The following is a 25062-nucleotide window of genomic DNA, read 5'->3' as shown; positions in this document are numbered from 1 at the left end:
GGTGAACGGGGGAGGTGGCGGTGGCGGCGGGGCCAGGTCCGGCGCGCGACATCTCCGTGGAACGAGACATCTCCATGGAAGCAGGGCGAAGGCGGTCATCGAAGGGAGTGTGCCGAGTCTCACTGATCCCGAGTTGCCGTGTTTGCTCCTCTGACTGGTCGGCGGCGGCCTTCGAGGCGCACCCTGGAAGCAGTACTTCCGGAGGTGATCGTCATGATGCGGACCACAGTGGGATGGCATGTCGAGCTGGAGTTCCAGGAGGACGAGACGCACACCAGGGCGGTCGCGATGGTGCGCCTTCCCGACGGCAGCGAGGTACGCGCCCACGGGCATGCCTCACGGCACCACACGGACGCGAATCAGCCACGGGTGGGGGAGGAGATCGCCGGGGCGCGGGCGTTGAACGAGCTGGCTATGCAGATGCTCACGAAGGCGCACAGCGAGATCGATCAGGCGTCGGGGCGTACGTCGCATCCGATCCATGCGTGAGGTGATGGGGTAGGTCGTAGGTCGAGTGCGGCGCCGTTGTGGCCGGTCGCGCAGTTCCCCGCGCCCCTAGGGGGCTGTAGCGCCCTGCGTTACGTCAGTGCTGAGCGCACCGCTCGTACCAACGCCTGGGCCCTCGGGTCCGCCGTGACCGTCTTGCGGAAGCCGTTCGTCACGTAGCCGAAGGCGATTTTGGATTCCGGGTCGGCGAAGCCGAGGGCGCCGCCTCGGCCGGGGTGGCCGAAGGAACCCGGGCCGAGGAGCGGGGAGGCGGTGCCGTGGAGCATGTAGCCGAGGCCGAAACGGGTGTTGACGACCAGGACGCGGTCCGGGCCCGACGACTCCTCCGCACGGGCCGCCTCCACCGTCGCCGGGTCGAAGAGCCGGACGCCGTCGACCTCGCCGATCAGCGCGGCGTAGAAACGGGCCAGACCGTCGGCCGTCGCGATGCCGTTCGTCGCGGGGAGGGCGGCGGCGAGGTAGGCGGGGTCGTTCTGGTCGGGGAACGGGGTGATCGCGGCGAAGGCGCGGCGCGTGAGGGAGTCCGGGTCGTCGTAGGCCTCGGTGACCGACCGCTTCGGGCGTGAGCGCAGCCCACCGGCCGGCTCGGGACCGTCGACGCGGCCGGTACGCCCGACCCGTCCCGTCTCCGACTCCGGCAGCCCCAGCCACAGGTCGAGCCCCAGCGGCCCGGCGACCTCGTCCGCGAGCCACTCGCCGGCCCGGCGCCCCGTCACCCGCCGCACCAGCTCGTCCAGCAGCCAGCCGTACGTCAGCGCGTGGTAGCCGTGATCGGTGCCCGGCTCCCACGCGGGCGCCTGCCCGGCCACCGCCTCGGGACCGCGCCCCGACTCCAGCGCCTCCTCGGGCGTGAGCGGGTGGTCCAGCACCGGGAGCCCGGCGCGGTGGTTCAGGACATGCCGGACCAGCAGCCGCTCCTTGCCGTGCGCCTTGAACTCCGGCCAGTACGCGGCCAACGGCGCGTCCAGGTCCAGCTCTCCGCGCTGCTGGAGGATGAGGGGTACGGCGGCGGCGACGCCTTTGGTCGCCGAGCGCACGACCTGCGCGGTCCCGTGCTCCCAGGGCTGCGTGCCGTCGACGTCCTGCGTACCGGCCCACAGATCGACGACCTTGCGCCCGTCCCGGTACACGGCGAGTGCGGCGCCCCGTTCCCCGAGCGAGGTGAAGTTCCGTGCGAACGCCTCCCTGACCGGCTCAAATCCCTCGGCCACTGCGCCGTTCACATCCACGTCCGTTACTCCCTGCACCTGTGCTCGACGGCCACCGCCAGCCATCCCAACACGGGCCCGAGTTCCCCGATTCCAACTGTGGCCGAGGTCTCGCCGACAACGCCGCGCGCCGACAGCGCCCCGTCAAGGGGCGCGGGGAACTGCGCGACCAGCCACAACGGCGCCGCACCCGACAGACGACCCACGCCGTTTCAGCCCAGCAAAACGTCCAGCAGCAGCGAGCCCTCGGTCCCGGTGCCCTCGTCGTTCGTCACGCGCCCTCCCCCACGCTCGAACCGGCTTCGCCCGGCTCGCGCGGGGGCACCCCCACCACGGACCGCGGATCGAACCCGAACGGCAGCTCCAGTCGATGCGTGCGCATCAGCTCGTCGTCGGACAGCAGCTCGGAGGTCTTGCCGTCCGCCGCGATCACGCCCTCGCTGAGGACGAGCGAGCGCGGGCAGAGCTCCAGGGCGTACGGCAGATCGTGGGTGACCATGAGGACGGTGACGTCCAAGGAGCGCAGGATGTCGGCCAGTTCGCGGCGGGAGGCGGGGTCGAGGTTGGAGGAGGGCTCGTCCAGGACGAGGATCTCCGGCTCCATCGCCAGCACGGTCGCCACCGCGACCCGGCGCCGCTGGCCGAAGGAGAGATGGTGCGGCGGGCGGTCCTTGAACTCCGCCATGCCGACCCGCTCCAGGGCCCGGTCGACCCGCTCCTCCAGCTGAGGACCCTTGAGCCCGGCCGCCGCAGGACCGAAGGCGACGTCCTCGCGGACCGTCGGCATGAACAGCTGGTCGTCGGGGTCCTGGAACACGATGCCGACCCGGCGCCGGATCTCGGCCATGTGCTGCTTGCCGACGGGCAGCCCGGCGACGTGCACCGTGCCCGTGCCGCCGCTCAGGATGCCGTTGAGGTGGAGGACGAGGGTCGTCTTGCCGGCGCCGTTCGGGCCGAGCAGCGCGACCCGTTCGCCGCGCGCGATGGAGAAGTCCACGCCGAACAGGGCCTGGTGGCCGTCGGGGTAGGCGAAGGCCAGGCCGGCCACTTCCAGGGAGGGAATCGGTTCCGTCACAGCGACCATCCCAGCAGACAGACGACGAGGGCGGCGAAGGGGAGCGCGAGGGCGTACGACCACTGCGCCCGGGACGCGGTCACCTCGTCGATCACCGGCATCGAACCGGCGTACCCCCGGCTGATCATGGCCAGATGCACGCGCTCGCCGCGCTCGTAGGACCGGATGAACAGCGCGCCCGCCGACTTCGCGAGCACGCCCCAGTGGCGTACACCCTTCGCCTCGAAGCCGCGCGACTCGCGGGCGATGCGCATGCGCCGCATCTCGTCCGTGATCACGTCGCCGTAGCGGATCATGAAGGACGCGATCTGCACGAGCAGCGGCGGCAGCTTCAACCGCTGCAACCCCAGCAGCAGTTCTCGCAGCTCCGTCGTCGAGGCGAGCAGCACGGAGGCGGCGACGCCGAGGGTGCCCTTGGCGAGTACGTTCCAGGCGCCCCACAGTCCGCCGACGCTCAGCGACATGCCCAGCACCTCGACCCGCTCGCCCTCCGCCACGAACGGCATCAGCACCGCGAACGCGACGAACGGCACCTCGATCAGCAGCCGCTTCAGCAGAAACCCGGCGGGCACGCGCGCGAGGTACGCGACGAGCGCGAGCAGCACGGCGTAGAGCCCGAACGCCCACATCGCCTCCCGCGGCGTCGACACCACGACCACCACGAACGCGAACGTCGCGGCGAGTTTGGTGTGCGGCGGCAGACCGTGCACGGGCGAGTGCCCGTGCCGGTAGAGCCGGTGCGCGTGCCCTGCGCCCACGTCAGACGCTCGTGCTCGTGGGGGACACGTCGGCCCCCTCGTCCGTACGACGGCGGCGCACCGCCCAGAAGACGCCGGTGCCGGCGACGACGGTGGCGCCGACGCCGATCACTCCGGCGAGACCACCGGAGAGGCGGACGTTGTCGATGTCCTTGACGCCGTAGTCGGCGAGCGGCGAGTCGGCGTTGGCGTGCTCCTCCGCGGACTCCAGGAACCCCTTGTCCTCGGCGACCTTCTCCAGGCCGTCGGGGCTGGCGGAGGCGTAGAAGCTGACGAATCCGGCCAGCACGAGGGAGGTGGCCAGGCCGCTGATCCACAGGGTGCGGCGCGAGGTCCGGGCCGCGACGGGCTGCGCGTCCTCGGCGGCCGGGGCGTCGACGAGTTCGCCGCCGACCCGCAGCTTCAGCGGCTGTCGCAGGTCACGGGCGCCATAGACGAGGTCCGGGCGTACGGCGACGACGGCGCCGATGGTCAGCGCGGTGATCACGGCCTCGCCGATGCCGATCAGCAGGTGGACGCCGACCATGGCGGTGGCGACCTTGCCGATCGAGACGTCGGTGGTGCCGCCGATCCAGAACAGCAGCGTGAACGCGAGGGCCGCGGCCGGCACCGACACGATCGCGGCGACGAAGGAGGCGGCGGTGATCGAGCGCCGGGTCTTCGGCAGGACCTTCACCAGGCCGCGGAAGACGACGTAGGCCACGACGACGCCGACGATCGCCATGTTGGTGATGTTCACGCCGAGCGCGGTGAGGCCGCCGTCCGCGAAGAGGATGCCCTGCATCAGCAGGACGACGGAGATGCACAGCGCGCCGGTGTACGGGCCGACGAGGATCGCGGCGAGGGCGCCGCCGAGCAGATGCCCGCTGGTCCCGGCCGCCACGGGGAAGTTCAGCATCTGCACCGCGAAGATGAACGCCGCCACCAGGCCGGCCAGCGGCGCCGTGCGCTCGTCGAGTTCACGGCGCGCGCCGCGCAGGCTCACGGCGACCGCGGCCGCGGCGACCACTCCGGTCACGGCGGAGGTCGGGGCGTCTATGAATCCGTCAGGTACATGCACCCTTCGATGGTGTGGCTTGATGCGAACCATTCGCAAGAGCGTCTCACTCTCTGTTGTGAACACGAGATAAGCCGCTCCGGGGGGTGTGATACCGGAAATATGGGACATTGGAAGGGAAGCGGATGCACGGTTTCCGCGCAGGTGACGCACGGTAAGGGGAACGTCCGATGTCCGTAGTCGAGCAGTACGCGCGAGCCCACATCGTCACTGACGCGGACCTCCTGGCGGAGGAACAAGACGCCGTGCCCGTCGTCCTGACGTACGACCCCGAGACCGATCCGCGCCTGGTGCGCATACGGTTGCCCGGCCGCCGGGCACGCGAGTGGACCTTCTCGCGCTCCCTGCTGGAACAGGGGCTGCGCGCTCCCGCGGGCAGCGGAGAGATACAGGTGTGGCCGTGCGGCCGGGTGCAGACCGTGGTGGAGTTCCACTCCGCGCAAGGCGTCTCGGTCGTGCAGTTCGAGACGAAGGCCCTGATGAGGTTCCTGCGGCGGACATACCTGGCCGCCGCACCCGCCGCACCCGCCGCGTCCGTCGAGCGTGAGCCCCAGTTGCGGAGCTGAGTCTCAGCCGCCCAGCTTCAGCAGATCCGCCACGATCGGCCCGGCCGTGTCGCCGCCGTGGCCACCCGCCTGGACCACGCCCGCCGCCGCCAGGTCGTTCCGGTACGCGGTGAACCAGCCGTTCGGGTTCTTCTGGCCGTCGACCTCCGCCGAGCCCGTCTTCGCGCCGACGTCGCCGGTGACCCCGGACATCGCCTCGGCCGCCGTGCCGTAGGCCGCCGTGTACGCCATCAGCTCGCGCAGCTGGGACAGCGTGGAGGCGGACAGGGAGCGGGAGGCGGTGGCGAGGGTGCGGTTGTCGACCGACGGGGCCACCAGGTAGGGCTGCTTGAAGGTGCCCGTCTTCACGGTCGCCGACACCGACGCCATGTTCAGCGGGTTCATCCGCACGCCGCCCTGGCCGATGAGCGAGGCCGCCATCTGGGCCTGCGACTGGACCGGGACGGAGCCGTCGAAGGTCGGGACGCCGACGGACCAGTTGTTCATGGAGAGACCGAAGACCTGCTGGGCCTGCTTGGTCAGGCTGTCGTTGTCCAGCTCGGGGGCCTGGCTGATGAAGGCCGTGTTGCAGGAGCGCGCGAAGCTCGCCTTGAAGGTGCCGCCCTTGATCTCGAACTTGTCGTCGTTCTGGAACTTCCAGTGGCCGTACGTGAAGTACTTCGGGCAGGGGTGCTGCTTGTCCGCCGACGCGAGGCCCTTGTCGATCAGCAACGAGGAGGTGATGACCTTCATCGTGGAGCCGGGCGCGAGGGAGCCCTGGAAGGCGGTGTTGAAGCCGTGCGAGGAGTTCGCGACGGCCAGGATCTCGCCGGTCGAGGGACGCAGCACGACCACCGACGCCCGCGACCTGTCCGCGACCTGCTTCTCCGCGGCGGCCTGCATCGTCGGGCTCAGCGTCGTCCTCACCGTGCCCGGGGTGCCCTTGCTCAGCTCCAGCAGGGTCTTGTCGGACAGCTCGGCCTTCTTCGACTCCTTGCCCCGGACCACCTGGAGCTCGACGCCCGCCTTGCCGCCGGCCTTGTCGCCGTACTTCTCGCGCAGCCCGTCCAGGACGGAGCCCAGCGACGGGTACTCGTCCTCGGTGATCTCGCCGCCGTCCCGGTCGAGGGCCTTGACCGGCGGGGTGCCGGACTCGCCGGTGACGAGGGTGTCGCCGTCCTTCAGGTCGGGGTGGACGATCGCCGAGTGCCACTCGACGAGCGGCTTGCCGTCCTCGGCGCGCCGCACGACCGTCAGCGAACTGTCGTACGCCAGCGGCTTGGTGGTGCCCTTGTAGGAGACGGTGCCCTTCACGGAGAAGGGGACCTTGTCGCCGGTGCGGGCGCCGGCGGTGAGGGTGACGTCCTTGATGTGGGCGTCCTTGGTGTAGCCGGTCAGCAGCGTCCTGGCGGCCGTGGTGTCGTCCGTGGCGGCGGCCGCCTCGGTGACCTGACCCTGCTGCCAGGCGGTGAGGAACGCGCGGGCCGCGGACGTGACCTCGGTCGCCGACAGGGGGCCGGTCTTGACGTCCTTCGCCTTGTCGTCGGCGCTCGCCGACGTCGACTGCGTACGGCTGTCGGCGACGGCCCCGCCGCCGAACAGCGCGTAGGCGCCGAACCCGGCGCCGCCGACGACCACGGCGATCATCCCGCCGAGCACGGCGGGGTTGGTCTTCCGTCGCTCAGCGACGCGCCCTCTGTTGCCCACTGCTTTCCGTTCCCTCACGAATTCCAGGGGCCCCCGCCGCCGCCCCGCCTGCCTCACCCATACCAACGACGGGGACCACCCTAGAGTCCCGTGCCCCGGGGGGTGAGTTCAGCCGGACGCTCGTAGCACGGCTGCGACAATCGGGCCCGCCGCGTCGCTGCCGTGGCCGCCCTGCTGGGCCATGGCCGCGGCCGCCACGTCATTGCGGAAACCGGTGAACCAGCTGTCCGAGGTGGCCTCACCGTCGACCTCGGCGGAACCGGTCTTGGCGCCGATGTCGCCGCTCAGTCCGGACATGACCTGCACGGCGGTGCCCGGGGACGAGGTCGCGGTCAGCCGCATCATCTGCTTCAGCTGGGCGACCGTGCCCGACCGCAGTCCGTCGGCGGTGGCGAACGGCCGGTCGTCGAGGTCGCGACCGACCAGGTACGGCTGCCGGAACGTACCCGTGATCGCGGTCGCCGTCACCGACGCCATGTTCAGCGGGTTCATCTCGACCTGGCCCTGACCGATGGCGTTGGCCGCGCGGTCGGGACCGGTGGAGGCGGGGACGCTGCCGTCGAAGGAGGTGATGCCGGTCTTCCAGTCGCGGCCGAGCCCGAACCGCTGCTCGGCCTCCGCCGCCAACGAGGCGTCGGAGAGCGGCTTCTCGTCGACCAGCTTGATGAAGGCCGTGTTGCAGGAGCGCATGAAGCCGGCCGCGAGGGTGGCGCTCGCGCTCTCGTCCGGCTTCATGCCGGTGAGGTTCTTGAAGGTCTGGCTCTGCCAGGTCGCCGTGTCGGGGCAGGGCGCGGGCCCGTTCATCGTGGTCACGCCGTTGTCGATGAGCATCGCCGAGGTGATGATCTTCATCGTGGAGCCGGGCGGGACGCGTCCCTCGAAGGCCGCGTTGAAGGCGTCGTCACGGTGGTTGGCCACCGCCAGGACCTCGCCGGTGCTCGGCTTGACGGCCACCACCGAGGACTCGGCGTACTGCTTCACCGCCTTCTCGGCCGCCGCCTGCGCGCTCGCGCTGAGCGTCGTCTCCAGTTTGCCGGGCCGGCCCTTGGCGAGGGTCAGCAGCGAGGTGTCCGGCGACTCGTCGGCATGTCGGATCGCCAGCTCGATGCCGGGGGTGCCGCCCGCCTTGCTGCCGTATCTGTCGCGCAGGGTGTCCAGGATCGGGCCGAGGGAGGGGTACTTCTCCTTCGTCAGCACGGTGCCGTTCCGGTCCACGGCCTCGATGGGCGGGGCCGAGGCCTCGCCGGTGACGAGCCTGTCGTCCTTCTCCAGCTGCGGGTGGATCACGGTCGGCTGCCAGTCGACGAGGGCCCGGCCGGTGGTGATGCCGCGCACCACCTTGAGCTCGCTCTTGTAGGTGAGCGGCTTGGACTTGCCGTCGTAGGTGACCTTCGCCTTCACGGTGAAGGGCACGGTGGCGCCGGTCGCCTTGCCAGGCGTGATCTTCACGCCGGTGATGTGGGCGCCCTCGCTGAAGGACCTCAGCACCGGCCCGGCCGCCGCGTCGTTGTTCGTGTACGCCGCCGCCTGGGCCGCCTCCCCCTTCTCCCAGGCCGCGAAGAACTTCGCCGTGGTCTCCTCGACCTCGTCGGCACCCGGCGGCCCGGACCGCACCGGCGCCGGCCCTCCCTGGCCGGTCGCCCCGCCGCCGTTCAACGCCGACATGATGTTGTACGCGCCGTACCCGGCCCCGCCCACCATCACGGCGAACACGCCGCCTATGACGGCGTTTCTGACCCCCTTGGACATACGTCCCTCCCCGTTTCAGTCCACCGCACTGTAAGTGGCGTGCGGGACCGGTGGGGGAACTGTTTTCTTTTGTTGTCCGAATGTGTGACCGATTCTTGGCCGAACGAAGAGGGCTGGCCCCCGCGTTGTCAAGCCCCGAAATGCAGTGCCGTGACGCGAACCGGCGGCGGGGGCGCAATGGAGGCAGGGGTCGCCGCGGAGGTGTGGCGCCACGGAGACGAGGAGCGATCGACATGCTGAGCAGCCCTGAACCGACCCGGACCTGGCAGGCGCTGCCGTCGGCCCTGCGCCGACGCGTCACAGCCCGTGCCTCGCTGCTCTGGCTGATCGCCGCCGCCGCCCTGTTCGCGCTCTGCCTCGGCTCGTTCGTGTCATGGGCCGCGCAGGACCGCGCCGTCGTCCTGGCCCCCGTCAGCGGCGACCACGACAGCCCGGCACCCGGAGACACGGACGAGGAGGAGCCGGAGGCTGCGGTGGCAGAGGCGGCGGCCGTACAGAGCGCGTCGGCTTCGCCGAGCATCCTGCCGGTCGTGGTCTCCGGGGTCTCCGGCTTCGGTGGGCTGCTGAGCGGGGCCGCGGCGATGATCACTGTGCTGCGCGCCGCCGACAAGGGCAGGCCGAGGCAGGCCCCGCACACCCCACAGCGCGGGCGGGACTGTGGCTGCCGACGCGTCGGGCCGTCGCCGGTCCGGCTGGGCGTGACCGGTGACGGCCGCTGACGGGCACCGGCGACCGGGCCGGCGCCCTCTGTCCGCCGGCTACACCCAGGTGTCCAGCCACATCCGCGAGCGCCAGCTGTCTATGGGGATCGCCGTGCCCGTGTACAGGGGCCAGAAGTAGATGAAGTTCCAGGCGATCAGCAGGACCAGGACGCCCGCGCCCGTGGCGCCGGCCACCCGGCGGGTGTCGCCGGCGCCCGGTGGGCCGATGATCGCGCCGAGGAGCATGGCCACGGCCAGGCAGAGGAAGGGCAGGAAGACGACGGCGTAGAAGAAGAAGATGGTGCGTTCCTGGTAGAGGAACCAGGGGAGGTAGCCGGCCGCGACGCCGCAGGCGATGGCGCCGGCCCGCCAGTCGCGGCGGAAGACCCAGCGCCACAGGACGTACAGGACCGCGAACGCGGCCACCCACCACAGCAGCGGAGTGCCGAGCGCCAGCACCTCGCGCGCGCACTTCTCGCCCGCGTCGACGGGGCAGCCGTCCTTGCCGGGCGCGGGGGACTCGTAGAAGTACGACACCGGGCGGCCGACGACGATCCAGCTCCACGGGTTGGACTGGTAGGTGTGCGGCGACGACAGGCCGACGTGGAACTCGTACACCTGGGCCTCGTAGTGCCACAGGCTCAGCCACCAGTCGGGGAACAGCCAAGACCAGCTGCTGCCGCGGCCGTCGGCGCCCGCCCAGTCGCGGTAGTAGCCGCCGGTGCCGTCCGTCGGGGAGAGGATCCAGCCGGTCCACGAGGCGATGTAGGTGACGATCGCCACCGGCACGGTCGCCAGGAAGGCGAGGCCCAGGTCGCGCTTGAGGACCGCGGTGTAGGGGTGGCGGGCACCGGCGACCTTGCGGGCGCCGACGTCCCAGAGGACCGTCATCAGACCGAACGCGACCAGGAAGTACAGGCCGTTCCACTTGGTGCCGATGGCCAGGCCCAGCATCAGGCCGGCCAGCCAGCGGTAGGGCCGCCATCCCAGGCGCAGGGTCTCCGCGATGTCCGCGTCGGGACGGACCCGGCCGTCGGGGTCGGCGGGGAGGGCGGCCGCGAGTTTCGCGCGCGCCCGGTCCCGGTCGAGGACGAGGCAGCCGAACGCCGCCAGCACGAAGAACATCAGCACCCCGTCGAGCAGCGAGGTGCGCGCCATCACGAAGGCCAGCCCGTCGACCGCCATCAGCGTGCCCGCGAGGCAGCCGAGGAAGGTCGAGCGGAAGATGCGCCGGCCGATGCGGCACAGCATCAGGACGGCCAGGGTGCCCAGCAGCGCCGTCATGAACCGCCAGCCGAACGGGTTGAACCCGAAGATCAGCTCGCCCAGCCCGATGACGTACTTGCCGACCGGCGGATGGACGACGTACGCCGCGTCCGTCGGGATCTTGACCCGGCTGCCGATGTCGAGGATCAGGTCGTTGGCGTTCTTGTCCCAGTTGACCTCGAAACCGCGGTGGACGAGCGCCCAGGCGTCCTTGGCGTAGTACGTCTCGTCGAATATCACCGCCTTGGGGCTGCCCAGGTTCCAGAACCGCAGCACCCCGGCGAGCAGCGTCACCAGCAGCGGACCGATCCAGCCCGACCAGCGCGCGATCCGCTCGGCGAGCGGCCGCGGGACGCCGAGGAACTGCCACATCCGCGGGCTGGGCTGGACGTACGGCGGCACGAGCCGGTCGCGGACGTCGCTCCGGGGCGTCGCCATGTAGCCGAAGCGGCGCAGCCGCTGCTGCCACGACGGCCGCTGCTCGTGGGTCGCCTGGCCCTGCCGGGTGTCCGTGGAGGACGCGGTACTGGTCACCGCGCCATCGTAGGGAACACGTCTGTGACAGTCGCGTGGATGCGCCCTGCGAGGATGGAAACGTGACAGGAACCCTTGTTTTGGCAGGCACTCCCATCGGCGACGTCAAGGACGCCCCGCCCCGGCTGGTCGAGGAGCTCGCCGGCGCGGACGTGATCGCCGCCGAGGACACGCGCCGGCTCAAGCGCCTCACCCAGGCGCTGGACGTGCAGCCGACGGGGCGGGTCGTGTCGTACTTCGAGGGGAACGAGGCCGCGCGGACCCCCGAGCTGGTCGAGGCGCTGCTGGCGGGCTCGCGGGTACTGCTCGTCACGGACGCCGGGATGCCGTCCGTGTCCGACCCCGGGTACCGGCTGGTCGCGGCCGCGGTGGAGAAGGACGTCAAGGTCACCGCGGTGCCGGGGCCGTCCGCCGTGCTGACCGCGCTCGCCCTGTCGGGGCTGCCCGTCGACCGGTTCTGCTTCGAGGGGTTCCTGCCGCGCAAGGCGGGGGAGCGGCTGTCGCGGCTCAGGGAAGTGGAGCGGGAGCGGCGGACGCTCGTCTACTTCGAGGCCCCGCACCGGCTCGACGACACCCTCGCCGCGATGGCCGAGGTGCTGGGCGGAGACCGACGGGCCGCCGTGTGCCGGGAGCTGACCAAGACGTACGAGGAGGTCAAGCGGGGCGGGCTCGCGGAGCTCGCGGCGTGGGCGGCCGAGGGAGTGCGCGGGGAGATCACCGTGGTCGTCGAGGGGGCGCCGGACAAGGGCGCCGAGGAGGTCGACGCCGCCGAGCTGGTCCGGCGGGTTCGCGTGCGCGAAGAGGCGGGGGAGCGGCGCAAGGAGGCCATCGCGGCGGTGGCGGCGGAGGCCGGGCTGCCGAAGCGGGAGGTCTTCGACGCCGTGGTGGCGGCCAAGAACGCGGGGGCGTGAAACGCCGGGTGAGCAGGGCGTATATCGCATGAGCGTGCGCCCCATGCGGGGGTAAAGGGAGCCGGGCCTTTCGGCAAGGAACGTCCAAGTCGCCCCCAACAGTGGACAGATGGCGTGCGTTCGCTCCTGCGGAGGAGTCCACTGGGTGGTGGGACGCAACCCGTCCCACCAGCGGACCACAGGAGCTGGCATGAGCGAGATCACCGGACACACTGGCCTTCGCAACGGTGCGACCGCCGTCGTCAACGAGTCGTACTCCTTCGCCTGCATGCGCTGCGGGCACGGCTGGGAGCAGTCGTACGAGATAGAGCACCACATAGACGGCGAAGGCCGTGAGTTCGTGATGTACGTGGCCGACGGCGAGGTCGTGCCGTCGCCGCTGAGCCGGCCCACGTGCCCGAACTGCGACAACCACCTCGTGCGCATCATGCGTCCGGGGCGGGTCTCCTCGGTGCGCGACGCGGTGCACCAGCAGCGCCGGGTGCCGCCGGCCGGTCCCGTGGAGGTGCCGGGCGTGCCGTCGGACGGTACGGCGCCCAAGGAGGACCACCACTGGCACCTCTCCGACCTCCTGCACGTCTTCCACCGCAAGGCGAGCTGAGCCCGGCGCCGGCGCGGAAGGCCGACCCGTTCGAGGGCATGCTCCTTTCGTAGGATCGGGGCATGCCTTCGAACACCTCCGACAAGCACGCCGCCCCGCCGCTCCCGGAGCCGCTCCGGGTGCCGGTCGCCGACTCGCACACCCACCTCGACATGCAGTCCGGCACGGTGGACGAGGGTCTGGCCAAGGCGGCGTCGGTCGGGGTGACGACGGTCGTGCAGGTGGGCTGTGACGTACGCGGCTCCCAATGGGCGGCCGAGACGGCGGCCCGGTACGACGCCGTGCACGCGACGGTCGCCCTGCACCCGAACGAGGCGCCACGCATCGTGCACGGAGACCCCGACGGCTGGTCCCGGCAGGGGGCGCGCGAGCCCGGGGGCGCGAGGGCGCTCGACGAGGCGCTCGCGGAGATCGACCGCCTCGCCGCGCTCCCGCAGGTGAAGGGCGTCGGCGAGACCGGCCTCGACTACTTCCGCACCGGGCCCGAGGGCAAGGAGGCGCAGGAGGCCTCCTTCCGTGCCCACATCGAGATCGCCAAGCGGCACGGCAAGGCCCTGGTCATCCATGACCGCGAGGCCCACGCGGACGTGCTGCGGGTGCTGAAGGAGGAGGGCGCGCCCGAGCGCACCGTCTTCCACTGCTACTCCGGGGACGCCGAGATGGCCGAGGTGTGCGCCCGCGCCGGCTACTACATGTCCTTCGCGGGCAACGTCACCTTCAAGAACGCCCAGAATCTGCGGGACGCGGTGGCGGTGGCCCCGCTGGAACTGCTCCTCGTGGAGACCGACGCGCCCTTCCTCACGCCGGCGCCGTACCGCGGACGGCCCAACGCGCCGTATCTCATTCCGATCACGGTGCGCGCCATGGCCGCCGTCCGGGGGATCGACGAGGACGCGCTGGCGACGGCCCTCGGGGCGAACACGGCACATGCCTTCGGCTACTGACGGATAACCGCCGCATAACGCTCGCAGGGGTACACCTCCGACTTGTCACGACTGTGGGTAGTCGCGTCGCTTTGGAGAGTTTTCACCGCTCCGCTAGGTTCTGGGGGCCCTGAAACGGACCCCTCCGCTGGAGCGTGTCGTCGTGAGCAACGCGCAGTACGAGACGTATGGCCCGAGCCCGGCCCACCGGCCCCCGAGGCACGGCGGCTTCGACCCGCACAGCGTCCAGACGCTGGCGTACGGGGTGGCGGGCGGGCCGGCGGCACATCCGACGCGGACGGACACGTACCGGCCCGCGTACGAGGGATACGGCGGGTACGAGGGATACGAGGGGCGTGACCCGTACGGCGCGTACGAGGACACCTACCGGCCCGCCCACGAGGAGCCCGAGACGGCGTACGAGCCCGTGGCGCGCCCCCGGAGCGGCCGGCGCGCCGCGCACCGGCGCAGGGCGCGGCTCGCCGAGCGGGGCGACGGGCCGATGCGCCGGCTCGTCCCGCAGGCGCTGGTCGTGGCCTTCCTCGCGGGCGGCACGAGCGCCTTCGTCGCCAAGGACAAGGCGATCGAGCTGAACGTCGACGGCAAGCCGCGCACCCTGCACACCTTCGCCGACGACGTCACCGAACTCCTCGACGAGGAGGGCGTCGAGGTGGGCGCGCACGACGCCGTGGCGCCCGCCGCCGACGCGGCCCTCACCAGCGGTGACGAGATCGCGGTGCACTACGGGCGCCCCGTACGGCTCACCCTCGACGGGCAGCGGCGCGAGGTGTGGACCACGGAGCGGACGGTGGAGGCGGCACTGCGGCAGATCGGGGTGCGCGCGGAGGGGGCGTATGTCTCCACGTCGCGCTCCCGGCGCATCGGGCGTGAGGGGCTCACGTTGGACGTGCGGACCGAACGCGCCGTGACGATCATGGCGGACGGCCGGGCGCGCACCATCCGCACCAACGCCGCGACGGTGGGCGAGGTCGTGCGGCAGGCGGGCATCACGCTGCGCGGACAGGACACCACCTCCGTCCCCCTGGACAGCTTCCCGCGCGACGGGCAGGCGGTCACGGTCCTGCGGATCACCGGCCGCAAGGAGATCCACGACGAGGCGATCCAGTTCGCGGTGGAGCGGGTCGAGGACCCGTCGGTGTTCAAGGGCACGGAGGTCGTCGAGCGGGCGGGCCGGGTGGGCCTGCGCCGGATCACGTACTCCCTGCGCACGGTCAACGGCGTCAAGCAGAAGCCGCGGCGGATCGGGTCCGAGGTGGTGCGCGAGCCGCAGACCCAGGTGGTGAAGGTCGGGACCAAACCGCTGCCGACGTCCGTGCGCGCCGCCGGGGGGCTGAACTGGCAGGGGCTCGCGGCCTGCGAGTCCGGGGGCCGGCCGGACGCGGTGGACTCCTCGGGCAACTACGGCGGGCTGTACCAGTTCGACACCCAGACCTGGCACAACCTCGGCGGAAAGGGCCGCCCGCAGGACGCCCCGGCGGAGGAACAGACGATGCGCGCGAAGAAGCTGTACGTGCGGCAGGGGGCGAGTCCCTGGCCGCACTGTGGGGAGCGGTTGCACGGGTGAGCCGCGCGGGCCGGGCCGGCCACCGGCGGGCGAGTGCGGCCCGCGGCGACCCGTACCCTTGTGGCCGTGAGCAGCAGCCCCACCCCCGACGCCCTCCTGGGCCCCGCCGACGTCCGTGAACTGGCGGCCGCCCTCGGTGTGCGCCCCACCAAGCAGCGTGGCCAGAACTTCGTGATCGACGCGAACACGGTCCGCCGTATCGTCCGCACCGCTCAGGTCCGCCCCGACGACGTGGTGGTGGAGGTCGGCCCGGGACTCGGCTCCCTCACGCTCGCTCTGCTGGAGGTGGCCGACCGCGTCACCGCCGTCGAGATCGACGATGTCCTGGCCGCCGCGCTGCCCGCGACCATCGCGGCCCGCATGCCCGAGCGCGCCGACCGTTTCGCGCTGGTGCACTCCGACGCGATGCACGTCGCCGAGCTGCCGGGCCCGCCGCCCACCGCGCTCGTCGCGAACCTCCCTTACAACGTGGCCGTCCCGGTCCTCCTCCACATGCTCGCCACCTTCCCGAGCATCGAACGCACCCTCGTCATGGTGCAGTCCGAGGTCGCCGACCGCCTCGCCGCCGCACCCGGCTCGAAGGTGTACGGCGTACCGTCCGTGAAGGCCAACTGGTACGCCGAGGTCAAGCGGGCCGGTGCCATCGGGCGCAATGTCTTCTGGCCCGCCCCGAACGTCGACAGCGGGCTCGTCGCCCTGACCCGGCGCACCGAGCCGGTCAAGACCACCGCCGCCAAGCGCGAGGTCTTCGCCGTCGTCGACGCCGCCTTCGCCCAGCGCCGCAAGACGCTGCGCGCGGCGCTCGCCGGATGGGCGGGCTCGGCCGCCGCCGCCGAGGCGGCCCTCGTCGCGGCCGGCGTCTCCCCGCAGGCCCGCGGAGAGGCCCTGACGGTCGAGGAGTTCGCGGCCATCGCGGAGCACAAGGAAGCCGCCGCCCGGCACGAGGAGTCCGAGTAAGTGAGCGCGAGCGTCGCCGTCCGCGTCCCCGCCAAGGTCAACGTCCAGCTCGCGGTCGGCGCCGCCCGCCCCGACGGCTTCCACGACCTGGCCAACGTCTTCCTGGCCGTCGGCCTCTACGACGAGGTCACCGTGACCCCGGCCGACGAACTCCGGGTCACCTGCGAGGGGCCGGACGCCGACCAGGTCCCCCTCGACCGTACGAACCTGGCCGCGCGGGCGGCGATCGTCCTCGCCGAGCGCCGCGGTCTCGAACCGGCCGTCCATGTCCACATCGCCAAGGACATCCCGGTCGCCGGCGGCATGGCGGGCGGCAGCGCGGACGGCGCGGGCGCGCTGCTGGCCTGCGACGCGCTCTGGGGCACGGGCGCCTCCCGCGAGGAACTCCTCGACATCTGCGCCGAGTTGGGCAGCGACGTGCCGTTCAGCCTGGTCGGCGGGGCGGCCCTCGGTACCGGGCGGGGCGAGAAGCTGCGCGTGCTCGACGTGGGCGGCACCTTCCACTGGGTGTTCGCGATGGCCGGCCGGGGGCTGTCCACGCCGGCCGTCTTCCGTGAGTTCGACCGGCTCGGCGAGGGCACCGTCATCCCCGAGCCCGTCGCCTCCCAGCCGCTGCTCGACGCCCTCGCGAAGGGCGACCCCGACGCGCTCGCCGCCGCCGTCTCCAACGACCTCCAGCCCGCGGCCCTCTCCCTCTTCCCGGAACTCGCCGGCACCCTCGCCGCGGGCCGAGCCGCCGGTGCGCTCACCGCGCTCGTCTCCGGTTCGGGTCCGACGACGGCGTTCCTCGCCCGCGACCCCGAGTCGGCGGCGGAGGTGGCCGAGACCCTCCAGGCGTCCGGCACCTGTCGCGCGGTGCGCACCGCGTCGGGGCCCGCCCCGGGCGCCACCGTCGTGCGGGTCAGCGGAGCGTGACGCCGTACTCACAAGTAGGCGTTCTTTGCCCGATCTCCACACGCATGTACTGCGTTCGCAGTACATGCGGGGCGGATGGGGCCGTTAGGGTCGCTTGATGTTTCAACTGCCGGGCCGTGTGTGTCCCGTGTCCGGCCCCCCACCGTCAAGTGCACTTCTGGAAGGGGACACTTCCGTGTCCGAATCCCCCACCCCCGCCCAGCCGTCTCACCGTAGAAAGCGCTCGCTGTCCCGTCGCGGCATGATCGCCGCGGGCGGTGCCGTGGCCGCCGGAGCCGCCATCACGCCGATGGTGTTCGCGGCCACCGACTCCGGCGAGAGTGACAACTCCGCGTCCGGCTCCGGCGATTCCGGCACGACGCCGGAGAAGTTCCCCGCCACCCGGACCGAGGCCGCCACCGGCACCGGCACGGCCACCACCGCCTTCGCCGCCTCCTACGTCGGGGTGCGCTGGTCCGGCGCCGAGACGGGCGCCGCCATCCGGCTCGCGGACGGCGGCTGGCAGAACCTGACGAGCGGCTGCGCGCACGTCGAGGGCGGCGGCACGGCCCTGGTCGCCGCCGACAACGCCAAGGCGTACGAGGTGAAGGCCGCCACCGGCATCGACGGCGTGCACTCCCTCGCGATCGACACCACCGACGGCCCGAACCGCACCGTCCGGGTGCCGAGCGAGCCCACGCGCGTGCGTGGCGTCGGCTACCTCTCGCGCGCCGCCTGGGGCGCCGACGAGTCCAAGCGGTTCAAGGCGGACGGCTCGGTCAACTCGCCCGAGACCTACTACCCGCTCCAGATCATCACGGTCCACCACACCGCGACCCCGAACAACGACCCCGACCCGGCCGCGACGGTACGCGCGATCTACGAGTACCACGCGATCACCAACGACTGGGGCGACATCGGCTACCACTTCCTCATCGACGAGGCCGGCGCCGTCTACGAGGGCCGCTACTCCGGCGACGACGGCATCCCCGCCTTCAACCCGGACGGCGACCTCGTCACCGGCTTCCACTCCGTCGGCTACAACTCCGGCGCCCTCGGCATCGCCCTGATCGGCAACCTCGACGGCCAGGCCCCGACGGACGCGGCCAAGGCCTCCCTGATCCGCCTGATCAAGGTGATCACCCGGTTCAAGGGCCTGGACCCGCAGGCGCAGGTCACCTACACCAACCCGGTCAACGGCACCAAGAAGGACACGAACACGGTCGGCGGTCACCGCGACTACTTCGCCACCGAGTGCCCCGGCCAGATCATGTACGACCTCCTCGGCGAGGTCCGCGCGGCGGCCGCCCGCCGCTGACGCGACCCCGGCCCGGCACGCCGGTACGCCCCGGGGACACAGGGGGATCCCCGGGGCGCACCCGTGCCCGGAACTCCCTGCGGTGCGGGGCTGTCGGTGGGCGCGGCTACCCTGGAGGGTCGATCGTCCCCCTGGGCAGGAGAGAAATGGCCGTCAACCTGGTCAATGTCGAGAACGTCAGCAAGGTGTACGGCACCCGTGCCCTGCTCGACGGTGTGTCGCTCGGCGTCTCCGAGGGCGACCGCATCGGCGTCGTCGGGCGCAACGGCGACGGCAAGACGACCCTGATCCGGATGCTGGCCAAGCTGGAGGAGGCCGACACCGGCCGGGTCACCCACTCCGGCGGACTTCGGCTCGGCGTGCTCACCCAGCATGACTCGCTCGACCCCGAGGCCACCGTCCGGCACGAGGTCATCCGCGACATGGCCGACCACGAGTGGGCCGGGAACGCGAAGGTCCGGGACGTCCTGACCGGCCTCTTCGGCGGCCTGGACCTGCCCGGCTTCCCGCAGGGCCTCGACACCGTCATCGGCCCGCTCTCCGGTGGCGAGCGGCGGCGGATCGCGCTCGCCAAGCTGCTCATCGAGGAGCAGGACCTGATCGTCCTCGACGAGCCCACCAACCACCTCGACGTCGAGGGCATCGCCTGGCTCGCCCAGCACCTGCGCGAGCGGCGCTCCGGCCTCGTCTGCGTCACCCACGACCGCTGGTTCCTCGACCAGGTCTGCACCCGCATGTGGGACGTCCAGCGCGGCGCGGTCTACGAGTACGAGGGCGGCTACTCCGACTACGTCTTCGCCCGCGCCGAGCGCGAGCGCATCGCCGCCACCGAAGAGGTCAAGCGGCAGAACCTGGTCCGCAAGGAGCTCGCCTGGCTGCGTCGCGGCGCCCCCGCGCGTACGTCCAAGCCGCGTTTCCGCGTCGAGGCCGCCAACGAGCTCATCAAGGACGTGCCGCCGCCCCGGGACAGCAGCGAGCTGATGAAGTTCGCCTCGTCCCGGCTCGGCAAGACCGTCTTCGACCTGGAGGACATCACCGTCCAGGCCGGCCCCAAGGTGCTGCTCAAGCATGTGACCTGGCAGCTCGGCCCCGGCGACCGGATCGGCCTCGTCGGGGTCAACGGCGCCGGGAAGACCACCCTCCTGCGGGCGATGGCCGAGGCGGCCCGGACGGAGGGCGAGACCCAGCCCGCCGCCGGGCGGATCGCCGTGGGCAAGACCGTCAAGCTCGCCTACCTCTCCCAGGAAGTCGACGAACTCGACCCGAACTGGCGGGTGCTGGAGGCCGTCCAGGCGGTGCGCGAGCGCGTCGACCTCGGCAAGGGGCGCGAGATGACCGCCGGGCAGCTGTGCGAGACGTTCGGGTTCGGCAAGGAGAAGCAGTGGACGCCGGTCGGGGACCTCTCAGGTGGTGAGCGGCGGCGGCTGCAGTTGCTGCGCCTGCTCATGGACGAGCCCAACGTCCTGTTCCTCGACGAGCCGACCAACGACCTCGACATCGAGACCCTCACCCAGCTGGAGGACGTCCTCGACGGCTGGCCGGGCTCGATGATCGTCATCTCCCACGACCGGTTCTTCGTCGAGCGCACCACGGACCGGGTGTTCGCCCTGCTCGGCGACGCCACCCTGCGGATGCTGCCGCGCGGCATCGACGAGTACCTGGAGCGCCGGCACCGGATGGAGGCGCAGGTCGCCGCGGCGACCTCCGGTGCGGGGGCGGAGAAGGTCGTGCCGGAGAGGAGCGCGGCCGATGCGCGGGCCGCGAAGAAGGAGTTGCAGCGGATCGAGCGGCAGCTCGACAAGCTCTCCGAGAAGGAGACGAAGCTGCATGCGCGGATCGCTGAGAACGCCACGGACTTTGGGAAGGTGGCGGAACTCGACGCGGAGTTGCGGGACTTGGCGGGGCAGCGGGATGAGTTGGAGATGCGCTGGCTGGAGCTTGCGGAGGACGCGTAGCGCTTTACGGGGGCGACTACGGGGGTGCTGCTGTGTGTCGGTTGTCGGCTGCGGCTTTGGTGGGGCTTGTCGCGCAGTTCCCCGCGCCCCTCACCAGGGGCGCTGCGCGCCCTCTGGTGAAGGGGGCGTGAAGGCGGATAACGGGGGCATCACGGGGCGGTTCTCCCTTGGGAACAGGGGCTGATGCGGGCCGGTGGGGTGTCGGTGGCGGGTGATAGAAAGAGCCGTCTGAGAACAGTCTGAGAACCGTCGGTGTGGCGGAAACGCGACGGCACAGGGCGTGGCACCACACCGGTCACGAGGGGGAACCGCTCATGAGCCAGCCGCCCAACCAGCCGCCCCAGGGCGGTTTCGGCGCACCGCAGGACCCGCGGCAGGGTGGCTTCGGCGCACCGCAGCCTCCGCAGGACGCCCCGCAGACGCCGCCCCCGCCGCAGGGTCCGCCCCAGACGCCGCCGCCCCCGCAGGGCCCGCCGCCCGGTGCCCCGCAGCCCGGTTACGGCTACCCGCAGCAGCCGGCCCCGCCGGCCCAGCCTGCCCAGCCTGCCCAGCCGGGTGGCTACCCCTCCGGGCCGTACGGCCAGCCGCAGCAGCAGCCGGGGCCGTACGGCTACCCGCAGCAGCCCGGGCCCTACGGCCAGCAGCCCGCCCAGGGTTACGGCTACCCGCCCCAGCCGCAGTACCCCGGCGCCCCGCAGCCCGGCTCGCGCAACCCCTTCAAGGGCAAGCCCGCCCTCGCCGTCGGTGCCGCGGTCGCGGCGCTGGCCGTCATCGGCGGCACCGTGTTCGCGGTGACCCGCGGCGGCGACGACGACCCGAAGAAGCCGGTCGCCCAGGAGAGCGGCGACTCGAAGAACACCGAGGCCCCGACCGACGACCCCGACAACGGCGGTGGCGGCGGCGCCGACCCGGAGAACCTCAACGGAGGCCGGGAGGCCGGCGACTCGAAGGTGCTCTGGTACAAGGGCGCGCCCGACGCGCCCGGCTCCGGTGCCGACGCCCCCGGCATGTGGATCACCGACAAGGCCGCGGTGAAGGCCGCGTACAAGCAGGTCTTCGCCTACAACGTCGGTGACGGCGAGGCCACCTGGGACCCGATCACCTTCCCCGAGAAGATCTGCGCGGCCACCCCGGAGAAGTCCGCCGACGACAAGATCGTCGTCGCGTACATGAGCGGCAGCAGCGACCGCGCCAAGTGCAACCAGCTCCAGCAGATCGACCTCAACACCGGAGCCAAGGGCTGGAAGGCCTCGGTCGAGAACGGCGCGCTGTTCGACAGCACGCTCGACGTCGAACTGTCCATCACCGGCAAGACGCTGATGGTCGGCCGCTCGCAGTCCGGCACCGCGTACGACGTCAACAGCGGCGAAAAGCTGTGGGACAAGAAGAAGTTCGGCGACGCCTGCTTCCCGGACGCCTTCGCGGGCGGCAAGAAGCTGATCGCCGTCGCGGGCTGCAACGCCTCCCGCAGCAACGAGCACGACGAGGTGCAGGAGCTAGACCCGGCGACCGGCAAGGCCAAGTGGACCTGGCAGTTCGCGGGCGGCTGGAAGGTCTCGCGCGTCTTCTCCGTCGACCCGCTGGTCATCTACAGCACCAACGAGGACAAGAAGCAGTGGAACATCTCCACCTTCGGCCCCGACGGCAAGCGCCGCTCCCAGGTCGACGTCGCCCTGGAGATCGGCGCCCAGTGCGGCTGGGCCATCCTCCAGCGTGACCTCCAGGGCTGCACCGGCGTGGCCGCCGACGCCGACACGCTCTACATGCCGACCAAGGCCGTCACGGGCCCCAACGAGATCGTCGCGATCAACCTCGCCAACGGCAAGGAGAAGTGGCGCGTGAAGTCCCCGGCGGAGGAGTCGATGCTGCCGATCAAGGTCGAGGACGGCAAGCTCATCGCCTACGTCGAGCCGTCGTACGACGCGGGCGGCCAGGTCGTGTCCATCCCGGTCAGCGGCAGCAGCCCCCAGCCGACGACGCTGCTGAAGAACCCGGCGAGCGCCTCGGACGTGGAGCGGGGCTTCTTCACCAAGGCCTTCGACTGGGCCGACGGGCGCTTCTACCTCTCCAGCACCCGGCTCACCGGCAACGACGCCGCCAAGGAGAAGCTGATCCTCGCCTTCGGCAAGTGAGGCGTGCGCCGGACATCCCCCTCGCCGCCGCCCTTTTCGTCCCCCTCCCTTGAGGTACCCACGCCATGACCCAGCCGCCGCCTCCGCCGCCGAACCAGCCCCCGCAGGGCGGGTTCGGCCCGCCACAGGACCAGCCGCCCCAGCAGCCGGGGGGCGGCGGCTTCGGCGCGCCTCAGACCCCGCCGCCGCCCCAGGGCCCACCGCCGTCCGGGTACGGCTACCCGCAGGCACCCCAAGCCCCGCAGACCCCTCCGGGCGGGTACGGCTACCCCGGCCAGCAGCCGCCCGCTCCGTACGGTCAGCCGCAGAACCTCTACGGGCAGCAGCAGGCCCCGTACGGTCAGCAGCAGGCCCCGTACGGTCAGCCGCAGCCGCCCGGCTACGGCTATCCGCAGCAGACCGTGCCGCTGCACCACCAGGCCGGCGGGCCCGGCGGCGGCGGTGGCGGTGGCAGGTCCAGCTCGCAGCTGGCCGTCATCGTGGCCGCGACCGTCGTGGTGATCGCGCTGATCATCGGCGGCGGCGTCTGGTACGCGAAGTCCGGTGACGCCGGCAAGGACGAGACCGCCAGCTCCAGCGGCGGCACCAGCGGCGGGTCCGACGGCGAGGGCGGAGGCGCGGGCGACGACACCCCCGACGGCACCGAGAAGGTGCCCTCCGACACCAACTCCTCCGTCCTCTTCCAGGTCCCCGCGCCCAAGGTCGAGGACGACACCAGCGTCGTCGTGTCCGGCTCCTGGCTGACCGACAAGGCGTACGTCAAGAGCGGTGTCTCGGAGATCGTCGGCTACGACCCCGACAAGGGCACCAAGCTCTGGACGATCCCGCTGCCCGGACCGGTCTGCCGGGCCAGCACGCACGTCAACGACGACAACCTCACGGCCGTCGCGTTCCAGCCAGGGAAGCCGACCAAGGACAAGCCCTCGTACGGCTGCAGCGAGGTCGCGGCGATCGACCTCGACGCCGGCAAGAAGCTCTGGACGAAGCACGCCGAGGTCGACGGGTCACCGATCACCTTCGACAACATCACCGTCAGCGGGGACACCGTCGCGGCCGGCGGCACGAGCGGCGGCACCGCCTTCGACATCGAGTCCGGCAAGCAGCTGTGGGTCCCGAAGGCCGACGACGGCTGCTACGACCTCGGGTACGCCGGGGGCGAGAAGCTGGTCACGATCCGCAAGTGCGGCTCCTACGACCAGCCCCAGCTGCACATCCTGACCATCGACCCCGAGTCCGGCGGGGTGATCTCCGAGTACAAGATGGCCGAGGGCGTCGAGTACGCCAGCGTGATCTCCACCGAGCCGCTCGTCGTGGCCGCGGAGCTCGGGGACACGGACTCCATCGGCCTCTCGGACGTCTTCTCGATCGACAACAAGACCGGCAAGCTGCGCATCCGTATCTCCGTGCCGAGCGACCAGTTCGAGGCCCGCTGCTCCGGAGTCACCACGATCGAGCAGTGCAAGGGCGTCGTGGTGGGCAACGACCGGCTCTACGTGGAGACCAAGCAGCACGACGGCAGCCGTGGCTCGTACGGCATGACCAACGAGATCGTCGCCTTCGACCTCGCCACCGGCAAGCAGACCGGGCAGCGGGCGGACGCGGGTGACCGGTACACGATGACGCCGTTGCGGATGGACGGCGGCAACGTGATCGCGTACAAGCGGCCGCCGTACGACAAGGGCGGGCAGATCGTCAGCATCGACGGTGGCACGTTCAAGGAGACCAAGCTGCTGGAGAATCCGGCGTCCAGGTCGGTGCGGGACGTGGAGACGCGGATGTCTCCGCAGTACTCCGAGATCATCTACTCGCAGGGGCGGCTGTACATGTCGGCCGTGTACGCGAGTGAGTTGACGAGCTCCGACACTCAGAAGGTGCATGTGGTCGCGTTCGGCGCGCAAGGCTGAGCCGAACTCCCGGGAGACCGCGTGTGCATGACACGCGGTCAGGTATTATCGCTGGTCAGAGGGCCCGGATCGCCACGGGGGTGTCCGGCCGTTCAGATCAGGGGGCGGGCCACATGTCCGGTGCGGGCTCGGACGGCTACAGGATCCAGGCGAGCGGCATGAGCGGCGAGGCCGGCAAGCTCGACCAGGCGGGCGACGACGTCGGCGCCATACGCAAGGCCGTCGAAGACCACGCCTGCTACACGACGGACGCCCTGGGCGGCTCTGACTCCGGTCCCGCGTACAACAACTTCGCCGCCGCCTGGCAGGCCGAGGCGAAGACGCTGGAAGCCGCCCTGCACGAACTCGCGGACAAGGTCGCCATCTCCCAGCGGAACTACGAAGGCGCCGACCAGGAGACCATTCTCGCCCTGAACTCCGCGGGAGCTGACGCCGGCCTGACAACCATGCCCGCGCCCGCCCCCGCCCCCGGCCACCCGGGGATGACCACGGGCCTCACCCCGGGCGCCCGCCCCGCCGTCCTCGGCGGACCGCCCATCAGCACCCAGCCGACCCCGGGCGGGCGCCCGCCGAGCCTCGCGGACTTCGACTGACGAACCGGCGCCCGCCGACCGGTTCGGCGCACCGCGACTCGCGGACCCGGCCGAGGTGCGTGCATCCACCGGAAACGTCACACCGCACACCTCACACCGGACACCTCACACCCGACACCTCACACCCGACACCTCACACCCGACACCTGACACCTCACACCTGAGCAAGGACAGCGGGGGCT

General features: G+C 71.5%; 21 protein-coding genes. 14 read left to right on the top strand and 7 right to left on the bottom strand.

All coding sequences use genetic code 11. From position 1 onward, the window contains the following. Positions 1 to 213: 213 nt before the first annotated feature. The gene (locus tag AQJ67_RS28880) at positions 214 to 489 is read left to right on the top strand and encodes a DUF1876 domain-containing protein (protein WP_062722453.1); all 276 of its coding nucleotides are present in this window, start codon (positions 214 to 216) and stop codon (positions 487 to 489) included. An 89-nt stretch (positions 490 to 578) separates the two neighbouring features. Here AQJ67_RS28880 and AQJ67_RS28875 read toward each other — a convergent pair whose 3' ends face one another. The 4 genes from AQJ67_RS28875 to AQJ67_RS28855 all read right to left on the bottom strand — a co-directional run bounded on the left by AQJ67_RS28875 (position 579) and on the right by AQJ67_RS28855 (position 4608). Continuing rightward, positions 579 to 1736 (bottom strand): serine hydrolase domain-containing protein, encoded by a 1158-nt coding sequence (locus AQJ67_RS28875; protein WP_062722240.1) that lies wholly within the window; start codon positions 1734 to 1736, stop codon positions 579 to 581. Positions 1737 to 1986: 250 nt separating this feature from the next. Beyond that, complete coding sequence (locus tag AQJ67_RS28865) at positions 1987 to 2799, bottom strand: energy-coupling factor ABC transporter ATP-binding protein (protein ID WP_062722238.1); 813 nt, start codon at positions 2797 to 2799, stop codon at positions 1987 to 1989. Then, entirely contained in the window at positions 2787 to 3548 is a 762-nt protein-coding gene (gene cbiQ, locus AQJ67_RS28860) for a cobalt ECF transporter T component CbiQ (RefSeq protein WP_062722237.1), read from the bottom strand. Before cbiQ ends, AQJ67_RS28865 begins: the two co-directional genes overlap by 13 nt. A 1-nt stretch (position 3549) precedes the next feature. Continuing rightward, the gene (locus tag AQJ67_RS28855; RefSeq protein ID WP_062722236.1) at positions 3550 to 4608 is read right to left on the bottom strand and encodes an energy-coupling factor ABC transporter permease; all 1059 of its coding nucleotides are present in this window, start codon (positions 4606 to 4608) and stop codon (positions 3550 to 3552) included. A 167-nt stretch (positions 4609 to 4775) separates the two neighbouring features. On the opposite strand from AQJ67_RS28855, the gene AQJ67_RS28850 reads away from it, so the two are divergent. Beyond that, a complete protein-coding gene (locus AQJ67_RS28850) occupies positions 4776 to 5171 on the top strand; it encodes an SsgA family sporulation/cell division regulator (protein ID WP_062722235.1) in 396 nt (131 codons plus the stop codon). Positions 5172 to 5174: 3 nt separating this feature from the next. On the opposite strand, the gene AQJ67_RS28845 is transcribed toward AQJ67_RS28850, so the two are convergent. Together AQJ67_RS28845 and AQJ67_RS28840 are read right to left on the bottom strand one after the other, a co-directional pair. Then, positions 5175 to 6857: a penicillin-binding transpeptidase domain-containing protein gene (locus tag AQJ67_RS28845; protein WP_062722234.1), complete on the bottom strand. Its 1683-nt coding sequence runs from the start codon at positions 6855 to 6857 to the stop codon at positions 5175 to 5177. Positions 6858 to 6965: 108 nt separating this feature from the next. Next, a complete protein-coding gene (locus AQJ67_RS28840) occupies positions 6966 to 8606 on the bottom strand; it encodes a penicillin-binding transpeptidase domain-containing protein (RefSeq protein ID WP_062722233.1) in 1641 nt (546 codons plus the stop codon). 233 nt (positions 8607 to 8839) lie between these two features. Here AQJ67_RS28840 and AQJ67_RS28835 point away from each other — a divergent pair, with 233 nt between their 5' ends. After that, positions 8840 to 9325: a hypothetical protein gene (locus AQJ67_RS28835; RefSeq protein WP_062722232.1), complete on the top strand. Its 486-nt coding sequence runs from the start codon at positions 8840 to 8842 to the stop codon at positions 9323 to 9325. 39 nt (positions 9326 to 9364) lie between these two features. Here the strand turns inward: AQJ67_RS28835 and AQJ67_RS28830 are convergent, their stop codons facing one another. After that, the gene (locus tag AQJ67_RS28830) at positions 9365 to 11107 is read right to left on the bottom strand and encodes a dolichyl-phosphate-mannose--protein mannosyltransferase (protein WP_062722231.1); all 1743 of its coding nucleotides are present in this window, start codon (positions 11105 to 11107) and stop codon (positions 9365 to 9367) included. A 62-nt stretch (positions 11108 to 11169) separates the two neighbouring features. Between AQJ67_RS28830 and rsmI the strand changes: the two genes are divergently transcribed. The 11 genes from rsmI to AQJ67_RS28775 all read left to right on the top strand — a co-directional run bounded on the left by rsmI (position 11170) and on the right by AQJ67_RS28775 (position 24880). Continuing rightward, a complete protein-coding gene (rsmI, locus tag AQJ67_RS28825; protein ID WP_208615058.1) occupies positions 11170 to 12018 on the top strand; it encodes a 16S rRNA (cytidine(1402)-2'-O)-methyltransferase in 849 nt (282 codons plus the stop codon). 190 nt (positions 12019 to 12208) lie between these two features. After that, a complete protein-coding gene (locus AQJ67_RS28820; protein ID WP_062722229.1) occupies positions 12209 to 12619 on the top strand; it encodes a hypothetical protein in 411 nt (136 codons plus the stop codon). A gap of 62 nt (positions 12620 to 12681) precedes the next feature. Then, positions 12682 to 13563, top strand: a complete 882-nt coding sequence (locus AQJ67_RS28815) for a TatD family hydrolase (RefSeq protein ID WP_062722228.1) — start codon at positions 12682 to 12684, stop codon at positions 13561 to 13563. Between the two features lie 142 nt (positions 13564 to 13705). After that, positions 13706 to 15127, top strand: a complete 1422-nt coding sequence (locus tag AQJ67_RS28810) for a resuscitation-promoting factor (protein WP_062722227.1) — start codon at positions 13706 to 13708, stop codon at positions 15125 to 15127. A 66-nt stretch (positions 15128 to 15193) separates the two neighbouring features. Continuing rightward, a complete protein-coding gene (gene rsmA, locus AQJ67_RS28805; RefSeq protein WP_062722452.1) occupies positions 15194 to 16084 on the top strand; it encodes a 16S rRNA (adenine(1518)-N(6)/adenine(1519)-N(6))-dimethyltransferase RsmA in 891 nt (296 codons plus the stop codon). Beyond that, positions 16085 to 16999 carry a 4-(cytidine 5'-diphospho)-2-C-methyl-D-erythritol kinase gene (locus tag AQJ67_RS28800; RefSeq protein ID WP_062722226.1) on the top strand — a complete coding sequence of 305 codons (915 nt, stop codon included), beginning with the start codon at positions 16085 to 16087 and terminating at the stop codon, positions 16997 to 16999. Between the two features lie 175 nt (positions 17000 to 17174). Next, positions 17175 to 18296: an N-acetylmuramoyl-L-alanine amidase gene (locus tag AQJ67_RS28795; protein WP_341846171.1), complete on the top strand. Its 1122-nt coding sequence runs from the start codon at positions 17175 to 17177 to the stop codon at positions 18294 to 18296. Between the two features lie 146 nt (positions 18297 to 18442). Then, entirely contained in the window at positions 18443 to 20251 is a 1809-nt protein-coding gene (locus AQJ67_RS28790; RefSeq protein ID WP_062722224.1) for an ABC-F family ATP-binding cassette domain-containing protein, read from the top strand. A gap of 314 nt (positions 20252 to 20565) precedes the next feature. Further along, complete coding sequence (locus AQJ67_RS28785) at positions 20566 to 22383, top strand: outer membrane protein assembly factor BamB family protein (protein ID WP_062722223.1); 1818 nt, start codon at positions 20566 to 20568, stop codon at positions 22381 to 22383. Between the two features lie 65 nt (positions 22384 to 22448). Beyond that, complete coding sequence (locus AQJ67_RS28780) at positions 22449 to 24287, top strand: outer membrane protein assembly factor BamB family protein (protein ID WP_062722222.1); 1839 nt, start codon at positions 22449 to 22451, stop codon at positions 24285 to 24287. A 113-nt stretch (positions 24288 to 24400) separates the two neighbouring features. Next, positions 24401 to 24880 (top strand): type VII secretion target, encoded by a 480-nt coding sequence (locus AQJ67_RS28775; RefSeq protein ID WP_062722221.1) that lies wholly within the window; start codon positions 24401 to 24403, stop codon positions 24878 to 24880. The last annotated feature ends 182 nt before the right edge of the window (positions 24881 to 25062 follow it).

The organism is Streptomyces caeruleatus (genome assembly GCF_001514235.1).
Classification (GTDB): domain Bacteria; phylum Actinomycetota; class Actinomycetes; order Streptomycetales; family Streptomycetaceae; genus Streptomyces; species Streptomyces caeruleatus.
Note: the sequence above shows the minus strand (reverse complement) of the source record. Positions and strands in the feature narration are given on the sequence as shown.

Bases quoted from the DNA above. Each gene is read 5' to 3' on its own strand.
- AQJ67_RS28880 (WP_062722453.1), top strand. From the start codon at position 214: ATGATGCGGACCACAGTGGGATGGCATGTCGAGCTGGAGTTCCAGGAG.
- AQJ67_RS28865 (WP_062722238.1), bottom strand. From the start codon at position 2,799: ATGGTCGCTGTGACGGAACCGATTCCCTCCCTGGAAGTGGCCGGCCTG.
- AQJ67_RS28850 (WP_062722235.1), top strand. From the start codon at position 4,776: ATGTCCGTAGTCGAGCAGTACGCGCGAGCCCACATCGTCACTGACGCG.
- AQJ67_RS28840 (WP_062722233.1), bottom strand. From the start codon at position 8,606: ATGTCCAAGGGGGTCAGAAACGCCGTCATAGGCGGCGTGTTCGCCGTG.
- AQJ67_RS28835 (WP_062722232.1), top strand. From the start codon at position 8,840: ATGCTGAGCAGCCCTGAACCGACCCGGACCTGGCAGGCGCTGCCGTCG.
- AQJ67_RS28820 (WP_062722229.1), top strand. From the start codon at position 12,209: ATGAGCGAGATCACCGGACACACTGGCCTTCGCAACGGTGCGACCGCC.
- AQJ67_RS28815 (WP_062722228.1), top strand. From the start codon at position 12,682: ATGCCTTCGAACACCTCCGACAAGCACGCCGCCCCGCCGCTCCCGGAG.
- AQJ67_RS28790 (WP_062722224.1), top strand. From the start codon at position 18,443: ATGGCCGTCAACCTGGTCAATGTCGAGAACGTCAGCAAGGTGTACGGC.
- AQJ67_RS28785 (WP_062722223.1), top strand. From the start codon at position 20,566: ATGAGCCAGCCGCCCAACCAGCCGCCCCAGGGCGGTTTCGGCGCACCG.
- AQJ67_RS28780 (WP_062722222.1), top strand. From the start codon at position 22,449: ATGACCCAGCCGCCGCCTCCGCCGCCGAACCAGCCCCCGCAGGGCGGG.
- AQJ67_RS28775 (WP_062722221.1), top strand. From the start codon at position 24,401: ATGTCCGGTGCGGGCTCGGACGGCTACAGGATCCAGGCGAGCGGCATG.